Annotated in this window: 12 protein-coding genes; 5 read left to right on the forward strand and 7 right to left on the reverse strand. The window is 69.1% G+C overall.

Features of this window, described 5'->3' with window-relative positions:
• Positions 1-11 precede the first annotated feature (11 nt).
• The 5 genes from ffh to AW273_RS00395 all read right to left on the reverse strand — a co-directional run bounded on the left by ffh (position 12) and on the right by AW273_RS00395 (position 5,885).
• Positions 12-1,553: a signal recognition particle protein gene (ffh, locus tag AW273_RS00375; RefSeq protein WP_062344059.1), complete on the reverse strand. Its 1,542-nt coding sequence runs from the start codon at positions 1,551-1,553 to the stop codon at positions 12-14.
• Between the two features lie 70 nt (positions 1,554-1,623).
• Positions 1,624-2,178 carry a GTP-binding protein gene (locus AW273_RS00380; RefSeq protein WP_062336444.1) on the reverse strand — a complete coding sequence of 185 codons (555 nt, stop codon included), beginning with the start codon at positions 2,176-2,178 and terminating at the stop codon, positions 1,624-1,626.
• A gap of 25 nt (positions 2,179-2,203) precedes the next feature.
• Positions 2,204-2,596 (reverse strand): DUF742 domain-containing protein, encoded by a 393-nt coding sequence (locus AW273_RS00385; RefSeq protein WP_030455658.1) that lies wholly within the window; start codon positions 2,594-2,596, stop codon positions 2,204-2,206.
• 2 nt (positions 2,597-2,598) lie between these two features.
• Entirely contained in the window at positions 2,599-3,033 is a 435-nt protein-coding gene (locus AW273_RS00390; protein ID WP_030455657.1) for a roadblock/LC7 domain-containing protein, read from the reverse strand.
• On the reverse strand, positions 3,030-5,885 hold the full coding sequence (locus AW273_RS00395; protein ID WP_062344061.1) for a nitrate- and nitrite sensing domain-containing protein: 2,856 nt from the start codon (positions 5,883-5,885) through the stop codon (positions 3,030-3,032). Before AW273_RS00395 ends, AW273_RS00390 begins: the two co-directional genes overlap by 4 nt.
• Before the next feature lie 503 nt (positions 5,886-6,388).
• Between AW273_RS00395 and AW273_RS00400 the strand changes: the two genes are divergently transcribed.
• Genes AW273_RS00400 through AW273_RS00420 form a run of 5 tightly spaced genes read left to right on the forward strand, consistent with a single transcriptional unit; the run spans position 6,389 to position 10,749 of the window.
• A complete protein-coding gene (locus AW273_RS00400; RefSeq protein WP_062344063.1) occupies positions 6,389-7,384 on the forward strand; it encodes an ABC transporter substrate-binding protein in 996 nt (331 codons plus the stop codon).
• A gap of 4 nt (positions 7,385-7,388) precedes the next feature.
• Positions 7,389-8,171, forward strand: a complete 783-nt coding sequence (locus tag AW273_RS00405; RefSeq protein ID WP_062344065.1) for an ABC transporter permease — start codon at positions 7,389-7,391, stop codon at positions 8,169-8,171.
• Positions 8,168-8,959: an ABC transporter permease gene (locus tag AW273_RS00410; RefSeq protein ID WP_232326998.1), complete on the forward strand. Its 792-nt coding sequence runs from the start codon at positions 8,168-8,170 to the stop codon at positions 8,957-8,959. Before AW273_RS00405 ends, AW273_RS00410 begins: the two co-directional genes overlap by 4 nt.
• 9 nt (positions 8,960-8,968) lie before the next feature.
• Positions 8,969-9,745 carry an ABC transporter ATP-binding protein gene (locus AW273_RS00415; protein ID WP_062344069.1) on the forward strand — a complete coding sequence of 259 codons (777 nt, stop codon included), beginning with the start codon at positions 8,969-8,971 and terminating at the stop codon, positions 9,743-9,745.
• Complete coding sequence (locus AW273_RS00420; protein WP_062344071.1) at positions 9,742-10,749, forward strand: methyltransferase; 1,008 nt, start codon at positions 9,742-9,744, stop codon at positions 10,747-10,749. The genes AW273_RS00415 and AW273_RS00420 overlap by 4 nt, the downstream gene beginning before the upstream one ends.
• 20 nt (positions 10,750-10,769) lie before the next feature.
• On the opposite strand, the gene AW273_RS00425 is transcribed toward AW273_RS00420, so the two are convergent.
• On the reverse strand, positions 10,770-11,330 hold the full coding sequence (locus AW273_RS00425) for a GTP-binding protein (protein WP_034385786.1): 561 nt from the start codon (positions 11,328-11,330) through the stop codon (positions 10,770-10,772).
• A 7-nt stretch (positions 11,331-11,337) separates the two neighbouring features.
• Positions 11,338-11,709 carry a DUF742 domain-containing protein gene (locus tag AW273_RS00430; protein WP_030455649.1) on the reverse strand — a complete coding sequence of 124 codons (372 nt, stop codon included), beginning with the start codon at positions 11,707-11,709 and terminating at the stop codon, positions 11,338-11,340.
• Positions 11,710-11,711 lie beyond the last annotated feature (2 nt).

Genomic DNA, 11,711 nt, shown 5'->3' on the forward strand with positions numbered 1-11,711 from the left:
GATCTGAGCGGCTACTTCTGCCCGGGCAGCTTGAAGTTCGACGGGTCGAACCCCGGCGGCAGCTCCAGGCCCTTGGGCAGTTTGCCGGGGTTGAGGTTGCCCAGCATGCCGCCCGGCTGCTTGGCCGGCGCGTCGGCGGCGGGCTCCTTCGGCAGACCGGCCTTGCGCGGGTCGCCGCTCACGCGCCGGCCCTTCTTCGGCTTGGCCTGCTTCTGGTTGCGCTTGCCCCCCGGCATGCCGGGGATGCCCATGCCCTGCGACATGCGCTTCATCATCTTCTGCGCCTCGAAGAAGCGTGTCACCAGGTTGTTGACCTCGGTGACGCTCACGCCGGAACCGCGCGCGATGCGGGCCCGGCGGGAGCCGTTGATCATCTTCGGCTCGGACCGCTCGCCCGGGGTCATCGACCGGATGATGGCGGCGACCCGGTCGAGGTCCTTGTCGTCGACCTGGTTGAGCTGGTCGCGCATCTGCCCCATGCCGGGCATCATGCCGAGCAGGTTCTTGATGGGGCCCATGCGGCGCACCATCATCATCTGCTCAAGGAAGTCGTCGAGCGTGAAGTCGTCGCCCGAGGCCAGCTTGCCGGCCATCTTGGCGGCCTCGGCCTCGTCGAACGTGCGCTGCGCCTGCTCGATCAGGGTGAGGATGTCACCCATGTCGAGGATCCGGCCGGCCATGCGGTCGGGGTGGAAGGCGTCGAAGTCCTCGAGCTTCTCACCCGTGGACGCGAACATGATCGGGCGGCCGGTGATGTGGCGCACCGACAGGGCGGCGCCGCCCCGGGCGTCGCCGTCGAGCTTGGTGAGGACGACGCCGTCGAAGCCGACGCCGTCCATGAACGCCTGCGCCGTGGTGACGGCGTCCTGGCCGATCATGGCGTCGACCACGAACAGCACCTCGTCGGGGCTGACCGCGTCGCGGATGTGGGCGGCCTGGGCCATCAGCTCCTGGTCGATGCCCAGGCGGCCGGCGGTGTCGATGATGACGACGTCGTGCTGCTGACGGCGGGCGTGGTCGATCGACTGGCGGGCCACCTGGACCGGGTCGCCGACGCCGTTGCCCGGTTCGGGCGCGTAGACGGCGACGCCGGCGCGCTCGGCCATCACCGAGAGCTGCTGCACCGCGTTGGGCCGCTGGAGGTCGCAGGCCACCAGGAGGGGCACGTGGTTCTGGTCGCGCAGCCAGCGGGCCAGCTTGCCGGCCAGGGTGGTCTTACCGGCGCCCTGGAGACCGGCGAGCATGATGACCGTCGGCGGGGTCTTGGCCAGGCGCAGGCGGCGGGTCTCGCCGCCGAGGATCTCGATCAGCTCGTCGTTGACGATCTTCACGACCTGCTGCGCCGGGTTCAGCGCCTGGGAGACCTCGGTTCCCCGGGCCCGCTCCTTGACGTGGGCCACGAAGTCCTTGACCACCGGCAGCGCTACGTCTGCCTCGAGCAGGGCGATGCGGATCTCACGGCAGGTCGCGTCGATGTCGGCGTCGGAAAGCCTGCCCTTGGACCGGAGCGAGGAGAAGACCGAAGTCAGCCGGTCGGAAAGCGTCTCGAACACGTGATTGGCCAGCCTCGAAGGGAATCGTCGTGGATCAGGGGACTACCCCCGGCCCCCCAAGCCTATCCGCTCACCAGCGAGGACCGCCCACACGCGAGGTGAGCGCGTGCTCCACCAGCGTGATCAGGGCGTTCTTCACCGAATCGCGGGACCGGGCGTCCGTGCGGACGATCGGGACGTGGGCCGAGAGGGTGAGCGCCTCCCTGATCTCGTCCTCCGCATGGGGGTAGAGGCCGTTGAAGCCGTTGATGCCCACGATGAACGGGAGCTGGGCCTCCTCGAAATAGTCGACCGCGGGGAAGCTGTCGGCCAGCCGCCGCGTGTCCACCAAGACGATGGCGCCGATGGCGCCTCTCACCAAGTCGTCCCACATGAACCAGAAACGGTGCTGACCAGGGGTGCCGAAAAGGTAGAGGATCAGATCCTCCTCCAACGACACCCGGCCGAAGTCCATGGCCACCGTCGTCGTGGTCTTGTGGGGTGTCAGCCCGACGTCGTCGATGTCTTTGGAGGCGTCGGTCATCACCGCCTCGGTCGTCAGCGGGACGATCTCGGAGACCGCCCCGACGAAGGTGGTCTTGCCCACCCCGAAGCCACCCGCCACAACAATCTTCGTCGAGGTCAGGCCGCGGCTCGCGCCGCCGCCGTGACTATAGACGTCGAAGTCCACTGAGCACCCTTTCCAACAAGCCCAAGTCCGGCATCCCGGCGTCCAACTGCGGCTGGTGCACGTGCACCAGGCCCTCGGCGACCATGTCCGCGATCACCACGCGGATCACCCCGAGCGGGATGTGCAGCAGCGCCGACACCTCCGCCACCGACCGCACCTGACGGCACAGGGAGCTGATCGCCCGGTACTCCGGCGGCCGCTGGGACAGGTCGTGCTGCAGCGACGTGGCCGACGACACCAGCGCCTCCAGCGCGAGCTGCATGCGCGGTGTCGTACGGCCGCCGGTGACGGTGAAGGGGCGGACCGGCGAGGCCGGCTCCGGGCGGGGTGGCGGCTGGCCGCCCCCATAGGGCGGCGACCCCCACGAGTCCATGGTCATCTCCTCGGGTTGGAAGCCTGGAGTTCCGCCCTGACCGCGGGCGTGAGTACCTGACCGGCACGCTCGACGAACAGCGTCATCTGGTAGGCGACCAATCCCATGTCGCAGTCGGCCGCCGCCAGCACCGACAGACAGGAGCCGTCGCTGATCGACATGATCAGCAACAGTCCGCGCTGCATCTCCACGACGGTCTGCGTGACCGGGCCTCCCTCGAACACCCGGGAGGCGCCCTGGGTCAGCGAGATCAACCCGGCCGCGACCGCCGCGAGCTGGTCGGCGCGGTCCTTCGGGAATCCGTCCGAATAGGCCAGCGGAAGGCCGTCGGACGAGACGACGACGGTGTGGGCGACGCCCGGCACCGACATCACGAAGTCGTTGATCAGCCAGTTGATGCCGCGGGCGGCCTGGCTCATCTCTCTCACGCTGGTCATTCCCCTCTTCCTGGATAACCCTCGTCCTCGCTGATCTCACCCCGGGCCACGGCACGGCCCTGGCGTACGCCGTACTGGAGGCTGGAGAGCCGGCTTCTGGCGCGGTCGGGGGAGAGCGACGGCGGTGGTGAGGCGGCCGCCTGCCGGCCCGGCTCGGCGGAGCCGGGGACCAGGTTGGCCTTGGGTACGCGTTTGGGCAGGCCGGCGGAGGTGCTGGCCTCGAACTGGGGCTGCTGGATCGCGGCCGCGACCCCCCACGCGGAGTCGGCCTTGGACTCCTTCCAGACGTCCTCGGCCTTGTTCTCCTCGGCGGGCTTCTTGAACCACGCCGACTCGACCGAGGCGAAGATCGGCAGGAACTCCTCGGGCCGGTCCTGTCCGGCGGGTTCCCGGACCGCCGGCAGCGGGCCGGTGACGTCGGCGTCCCGTTCGCTCAGGCCCGACAGACCGCCCAGGGCCGAGTCGAACTTGCGCCGGGGCAGCGGGTTCCCGGGCTGCTGCGGCAACGGGGGCGGCGGGCCGAACATGCTGGGCTGACCTCCCGGAGCACCGTTCGGCCCGGTCTGCGGCGATCCCTGCTGCCGGGGCGGCGGGCCGAACATCGACGGCTGCGGTCCCGTGTGCTGGGGACCGGTGTGCTGGGGACCCGTGTGCTGAGAACCCGTGTGCTGCGGACCGGCGTGCTGGGGACCCGTGTGCTGCGGACCCGTGTGGTGGGAGGGCGGGGGCTGGGTGTTGTACGGGCCCGTCGACGGTCCGAGCGGGCCGGGCGACGGCAGCGCGGGCCGTCCGCCCGTCGAGCCGAGCTGCGGCGGACCCCAGCCGCCGGTGGTCTCCGGCTGCGGGGGCATCTGGGGAAGCTGGCCCTTAGGGGTCCACGTGGGGGCGTACCCGCCGCTGCCGAAGTGCTGGCTCTGCTGGACCGCGCTGGGCGGCACGGCGATCAGCGACTCGGGCAGCAGCACCATCGCGGTCAGGCCGCCGCCGTCGTGGTTGCGGATCTGCACGCGGATGCCGTTGCGCAGCGCGAGCCGGCCGACCACGAACAGGCCCATTCGGCGCGACACCGACACGTCGACGACCGGCGGGTTGGCCAGCCGCCAGTTCGTGGCGCCGATCTCGTCGGGGCTCATGCCGATGCCGGAGTCGGTCACCGACACCATCACTCCCCCGCCGTCTATACGGTTGCCCGACACGATGACGCGGGTGTCGCGGGCGGAGAACGACAGCGCGTTCTCGACCAGCTCGGCGAGCAGGTGGATGACGTCGTTGACGGCCTGGCCGGCCAGCGCGACCTCACCGGGCACGTTGATGACGACGCGCTCGTAGCCCTCGACCTCCGAGAGCGAGGCGCGCACGACGTCGGTGACCTCCACCGGCTGGCTCCACCGGCGGGCGGGCTCCTGGCCGGCGAGGACCAGGAGGTTCTCCGAGTTGCGGCGCATGCGCGTCGCCAGGTGGTCGAGCTTGAACAGGTTGGCGAGCCGGGCCTCGTCCTGCTCGCCCTGCTCCAGGCCGTCGATCAGGGCGATCTGCCGCTCCACCAGCGTCTGGGTGCGGCGGGAGAGGTTGACGAACATCGCGCTGATGTTGCTGCGCAGGCGTGACTCGTCACCCGCCAGCCGGACCGCCTCGCGGTGGACCTCGTCGAAGGCGCGCGCCACTTCACCGATCTCGTCGGCGCCGCTGACGCCGATGGGGGCGACGTGCGGGACCGAGTCGTGCGCGGCGTCGGACTCGCGAAGGCGCTGGACCAGGTCGGGCAGCCGGTGCCCGGCGATCTCCAGGGCCTCCGACCGCAGCCGGCGCAGCGGCGTGGTGAGCGAGCGGGCCATCCCGGTGGTGATGAGCAGCACCAGCGCCAGGATGACCACGACGACCAGGATGTTGACGAGCGCGCCGCGCTGGTCGGCGGCGGCCAGCGCGTCGGCCTGCTGCACGACCGAGCCGACCAGTTGCTTCTCGACCTCGTTCATCCGGTCGATGCCGAAGCTGCTGGACTCGAACCAGATCTCCGAGTCCTCGCCGGGGGTGCCGTCGAGGTTGACGAGCTGACGGTCGAGGCGGATGCGCTCCATCGCCGAGCCGCGCAGGAACTCGGCCTGGTCGATGCGGCTGCCGGTCACGGTGTCGGCGTAGAGCTGCCGTTCGGCCGGGGAGGCCGCGGCGCGGAACGCGGCGATCTCGCTTTCGAAGCGCTTGCGGGCGGCGGTCACCGCGTCGAGCTCGATCGGGGTGAAGTTTCGCACCTCGATGCCGAGGGCGAGCAGGCCACGCATGATCGACTGCTCGTTCTTGGCACGGGCCAACGCGGTCAGCGCGGCGGCGGTGCCGTCGATGGCCTCGTCGGTGCCGGCCTGGCCGACCTCTTCGTAGAAACGCAGCAGGTCGCCGATGACGAGGGAGTACTTCTCCAGCGCGGGCAGCGCGGGAAGCTGGGTCTTGATCGTGATCTCGCGAAGGTTGGGAAGCTCGGACAGACGGCCGTCCACCCGGACCAGCTTCTCTTTACCGAGGTCACCAAGAGATCCTTCGATCTCCGGTACGCGGTCTCGCACCTTTTTGGCGAGCACGTCCACTTTGTTCTGTTGTGCGTCGATTAGGTTGAGGTCGGACTCTTGGCTTCGTTTGTTAACGATGTACGGGACTGTCAAATCCCGTTCGAGTTCGATCTCGTGGATGAGCTCGCCGAGCGTTCCGGTGAACGCGGCGATGTCACTCACCCGCTGATATTCCGCGGCACTGGTAACCGCGCTGATGACGCGCATGGCGCCGAGAACGACCGCCGCGACGGTCGGAATCATGATCAGTGCGATAAGGCGGTTACGCACCCGCCAGTTGTGCAACGCCATCCGGCCGGATGTCGTGTCCCGATGCGCGGCCGGCTCCCTCGGGGGTTCCGGCGGCGCTTCGGGCGCGGTGCGGTGATCACGTTCGATCGTTGCCGTCCTCACAGGCCGCACCCTTCCGATAAAGAAATTTCAATTTTCTTCGGGATACCTCCCATAAGCCAGGGGCAATTGGAGCATATGACTAGGAGGTCCACCAATAGTCACATTGGTTTTGGACCGGTCCAGAGATGACGATTCATCACATACTTGCCGCAGCGCTGGTCAACCCACGCCCCAATCCAGGGATCAGGCCCGGCGGTTCGATGGACCGGTCCAAACGCCCACTACTTCCGTTAACCTCCCAAAAGTCACAGGACCTTATTTATTTACAAGTTTGGTGACATAGTGCTCTTATTCCTGTTGATGGTGATTTCGAACCGATACAGTCTTCGCCGTCGCCCGCCGGGCCCCGCGATCTTCGGCCATGGGCGGGTGCGATCCCCCCATCTAAGGAGACTCAACCAATGAGGCGCCTATTTGCGGGCCGGACGCTCATCGTGGGCGTGCTGGCTGCGTTGACCCTTTCGGCCTGCGGCAGCGGCGAGCCCGAGGCCACCGCCACCGGCGGTTCCGGCGGCCTGGAGAAGACCGCGCTGACGATCGGCGTCGTGGCCGTGCCCGACGCCGCGCCCATCCAGATCGCCCTGGACCGGGGCTTCTTCAAGGAAGAGGGCCTCGACGTCAAGATCTCCGTCGAGGTCGGCGGCGCCGCCGCCACGCCCAAGCTCGTCGCGGGCCAGCTCGACGCCATGCTCGGCAACTACGTCGCGCTGTTCCTCGCCCAGCAGGCGGGCGCCGGCAAGTTCAAGGTGGTGGCCGACAGCTACCAGGCCGCCCCCGACAACTTCGTCATCATGGCCAAGGGTGACAACGCCGCCATCAACACCGCGGCCGACCTCGCCGGCAAGAAGATCGCCGTGAACACCCTCAACGCGATCGGCACCCTCGCGGTGACCGCGACCGCCAAGGTCGCCGGCGTCACCATCAACGAGAAGGAGCAGTACGTCGCCATGCCGCTGCCCGAGATGGGCGCGGCGCTGGAGACCGGCACCGTCGACGCGATCTGGGTCGCCGAACCGTTCATCTCGGCCAACGCCAAGGCCGGCGCCAAGAAGGTCGCCGACAGCATGGCCGGCCCGCTGGAGAACTTCCCCATCGCCGGCTGGGTGATGACCGACAAGTTCACCAGCGAGAACCCCAAGACGGTCGCCGCCTTCCAGCGCGCCCTCCGAAAGGCGCAGAACCTGGCCGCCTCCGACCGCAAGGTCGTGGAGGAGGCGCTGCCGAAGTACACCAAGATCGACGCCGCCACCGCGGCCGTCATCGCGCTGGGCACCTACTCCACCTCGCTCAGCGAGGCCCGTCTCCAGCGGGTCGCCGACACGCTGACGGAGTACGGCATGATCCCGGCCGGCTTCGACGTGAAGGCCCTGATGGCGCCGGCCGCACCCGCGCAGTGACGACGTGCCGAAGGTAAACGGGGCGAGCCTGCTCCGCGGTCTCATCGGGACCGCGGGGCTGCTCGTCGTTCTGGAGGCGGCCGGACGACTGGGCGCGTGGGACACCGAAAGACTGCCCCTCGTCTCCACCGTCCTGCTGCGGGCCGGCGAACTGCTGACCGACCCCGAGTTCCTCGTCAGCGCCCGGTCGAGCCTGACCACGTGGGCGCTGGCACTGCTGGTCACGATCGCGATCGCCGTGCCGGCCGGGCTGCTGCTCGGCATGGTCAAACCCGCCGAGGTGGCGGTGCGGCCGCTGATCGAGTTCCTGCGGCCGATCCCGTCGGTCGCGCTGATCCCCCTGGTCATCCTGCTCTACTCGGAGACCACCCACATGCGGATCACGGTGGCGGTGTACGCCGCCCTGTGGCCCGTGCTCATCAACACCATCTACGGCGTGCGCGACGTCGACCCGCTGGCCAAGGAGACCCTGCGCAGCTTCGGCTTCGGCCCCGGGTCGGTCGCCTACCGGGTGGTGCTGCCGGGCGCCGCGCCCTTCATCGCCACCGGCATCCGGCTGGCCGCCTCGGTCGCGATCGTGCTGGTGGTGACGTCGGAACTGATCGCCGGCGGCATCGAGGGCATCGGCGTCTACATCACCATCGCGCAGAGCGGCAACCGGCTCGACCTGATGATCGGCGCGACCATCCTGGTCGGCCTGTTCGGCATCCTGGTCAACGCGCTGCTCGTGGCCGGCGAGAACCGGCTGTTCCGGTGGCACCGCGCCAGAGCGGGGGCCGCCACGTGAGACGAGCGACCTCCGGCGTGCTCCGGTTCTGGATCGTGCCCGTGACGCTGGTGTTGTGGGAACTGCTCACCCGGATGACCGAATCGCCGTTCTTCCCGCCGCCCAGCCGGATCGTGGGCCAGTTCTACGACATGTGGCTGAGCGGCCCCGTCTCCCAGCTCCTGCTGACCGACAGCGCGCTCGACACCTTCGGGCCCAGCCTGGGCCGGCTGCTCGCCGGCTGGACCATCGCCGGCGTGCTCGGCATCGCCCTCGGGGTGGCCCTCGGCCGGATCCGCGGCCTGGCCGAATACACCGACCCGGTGCTGCAGTTCCTGCGCGCGCTGCCGCCGCCGCTGCTGGTGCCCATCTTCTTCGTGCTGTTCAAGATCGGCACCCCCACCCAGCTCGCCGTCATCGTCTTCGGCGTCATCTGGCCGGTGCTGGTCAACACGACCGACGGCGTCCGCGCGGTGGACAAGGGCTTCCTGGAGACCGCACGGGTCTTCCAGTTCAGCCGGTACGACATCCTCCGCCGCGTCATCCTGCCCTCAGCCATGCCGAAGATCTTCGCGGGCCTCCGGCTGAGCCTGTCGCTGGCGCTGATCCTGATGGTGGTGTCGGAACTCGTCGGCAGCAACAGCGGCATCGGCTACAGCCTGCTCTACGCGCAGCAGTCCTACGACTACGCCGGGGTCTGGGCGCACATCGTCCTGCTCGGCGTGCTCGGGCTGCTGTTCAACGCCCTGTTCCTCGTCGCCGAGGGCCGCGTCCTGTCCTGGCACGCCAACGCCAGGCGCAACGTTTAGGAAGATCCGGTGCTTGAGTTAGTCGATCTGAGCCACACCTACGGCTCCTACCGCGCCATCGACCGCGTCAACCTGAAGGTCGCCCAGGGCGAGGTGGTCTGCATCGTCGGGCCGTCGGGCTGCGGGAAGTCGACCCTGCTGCGGTCGATCGCGGGGCTGATCAAACCCACCGGCGGCACCGTCCTGCTCGACGGCAAACCCGTCGACGGCAGTCCCGAGAACCTGGCCGTGGTCTTCCAGGACTACAGCCGCTCGCTCTACCCGTGGATGTCGGCGCTGGCCAACGTCGGCCTGCCGCTGCGCCGCCGCGGCCTGGACCGCAAGCGGCGCGACGCCGCCGCCATGGCCGCCCTCGAACAGGTCGGCCTGGCCGGGGCCGCGGCCAAGTTCCCGTGGGAGATGTCCGGCGGCATGCAGCAGCGGGTGTCGATCGCCCGCGCCCTCGCTTACCAGCCGAAACTGCTGCTGATGGACGAGCCGTTCGGCTCGGTCGACGCGCAGACCCGCGAGGAGCTGGAGGACCTGACCCTCCGCGTCTGCGCCCACCACGGCATGACCATCCTGCTGATCACCCACGACGTCGACGAGAGCGTCTACGTCGGCGACCGCGTCGTGGTGCTCAGCAAGGCCCCCGGAACGGTGGTGGGCGACCTGACCGTCCAGTTGCCGGGGCCGCGCGACCAGATCCACACCCGCGAACTCGACGCCTTCGTACGGCTGCGCGCCGAAGTCGGCCGTCTCGTCCGCGGCATGACCCCTCACCGAAACGGAGTGGAGACCAGGTGACCCAGAACGACCCGGCCGCCCCGGTATGGGAAGCGATCTACGGGATCTCCCGCTTCGCCGCCCTCGCCACGATGGCGGAGCTGGGCTGCGCCGACCATCTCGCGGCCGGCCCGCTGACGGCGGACGTACTGGCCGAGCGTTGCGAAGCCGACCCGCTGTCGCTGCACCGGACGCTGCGTGAGGTGGCGTCGATGGGCTTCCTGCGCAGCGTCCCCGAAGGATACGAGCTCACCGAGTCGGGCCACCTCCTGCGCGAGGACGTGCCGGGTTCGGTCCGCTCGGCCGTGCGCATGGTCGGCCAGGAGGCCTTCTGGTACGCCATGGGCCGGCTCCCGGAGACGGTCCGGACCGGCAGGAGCGCCTTCAAGGAGAAGTTCGGCCACGTCTACGAGTACGTGGGCCGCAACCCCGAGATCGCCGTGCTGTTCGACCACTACATGACGGTCCGCGCCGAGCCCTTCGCGGCCGGCCTGGCCGGCAACTACGACCTGAGCGGCGCCCGCAAGGTCATCGACCTCGGCGGCGGGCGCGGGCACATCCTGGGCGCGCTGCTCAGGGCCAACCCGCACCTCGAAGGCGTGCTGTTCGACCTGGAGCGGGTGCTCGGCAGCGGGCGCGACGCGCTGACCGAGGCGGGCCTCGCCGACCGCTGCGAGTTCGTCGTCGGCGACTTCTTCGCCCACATCCCGAGCGGCCCGGACGTGTACCTGCTGGCCAACGTCATCCACAACTGGAGCGACGAGGACAGCGTGCGGATCCTGCGCAACGTCCGGGCGGCCATGCCCGACGACGGCCGGGTGCTGATCCTGGAGATCGTGCTGAGCGACGACGACTCGCCCCACGTGGGCAAGGACGGCGACATCCGGATGTTGTCGCTCTCCGGCGGCGGCATGGAGCGCACGCCCGCCGAATATCAGACGCTGCTGGAGAAGAGCGGCCTCACCACGGCGCGGATCCTGCCGCTTCCCGGGTGGGCCAGCGTCATCGAGGCCGTGCCCAACTGAGACGGGACCGGGGTCCCCGGCTAGCGCTGCCAGCCGGGGACCGCGACCCGCATCGTCAAAGCGTGTTCCACCAGGGTGATCAGCGTGTTCTTCACCGAGTCACGGGACCGCGCGTCGGTGCGCACGATCGGGGTGTGCGGCGACAACGACAGCGCCTCGCGCACCTCGTTCTCCCCGTGGGGGAAGCTGCCGTCGAACCCGTTGATGCCGATCACGAAGGGGAGCTGCGCCTCCTCGAAGTAGTCGACGGCCGGGAAGCTGTCGGCGAGGCGGCGCGTGTCGACCAGCACGACGGCGCCGATGGCGCCCCGCACCAGGTCGTCCCACATGAACCAGAAGCGGTGCTGACCGGGGGTGCCGAACAGGTAGAGGATCAGATCCTGGTCGAGCGACACCCGGCCGAAGTCCATCGCCACGGTCGTCGTGGTCTTGTGCGGTGTCAGGCCGACATCGTCGATGCCCTCGGAGGCGTCGGTCATCACCGCCTCCGTCGTGAGCGGCACGATCTCCGACACCGCACCGACGAATGTCGTCTTGCCGACGCCGAAGCCACCCGCCACGACGATCTTCGTCGAGGTCAGGCCCCGGCTAGAGCCTGCGAAGTCCACTGAGCACCCTTTCCAACAAACCCAGATCCGGCTTACCCGCGTCGAGCTGCGGCTGGTGCACCTGCACCAGGCCCTCCGCCGCCATGTCGGCGATGACCACACGTGTCACGCCCAGCGGCATGCGCAGCATGGCCGAGATCTCCGCGACCGACCTGACCTGACGGCAGAGCGACGTGATCGCCTGCCGTTCCGGGGGCATGGTCGAGAGGTCCACGTGCGCCGCTATGACAGAGGAGACGAGTGCCTCCATGGCGAGCTGAACTCGCGGGGCCGTGCGCCCACCGGTCACCGCATAGGGGCGCACCAGCGAACTTTGCTCCGCCGGGGGCTCACCTGTCCAGCCGCCTGCCACGG

Origin of the sequence: Herbidospora yilanensis (assembly GCF_001570565.1) — a bacterium.
Classification (GTDB): Bacteria; Actinomycetota; Actinomycetes; order Streptosporangiales; family Streptosporangiaceae; genus Herbidospora; species Herbidospora yilanensis.

Coding starts and splice junctions, on each gene's coding strand:
- AW273_RS00385 (WP_030455658.1), bottom strand. CDS start 2,596: ATGGACTCGTGGGGGTCGCCGCCCTATGGGGGCGGCCAGCCGCCACCC.
- AW273_RS00395 (WP_062344061.1), bottom strand. CDS start 5,885: ATGGCGTTGCACAACTGGCGGGTGCGTAACCGCCTTATCGCACTGATC.
- AW273_RS00400 (WP_062344063.1), top strand. CDS start 6,389: ATGAGGCGCCTATTTGCGGGCCGGACGCTCATCGTGGGCGTGCTGGCT.
- AW273_RS00390 (WP_030455657.1), bottom strand. CDS start 3,033: ATGACCAGCGTGAGAGAGATGAGCCAGGCCGCCCGCGGCATCAACTGG.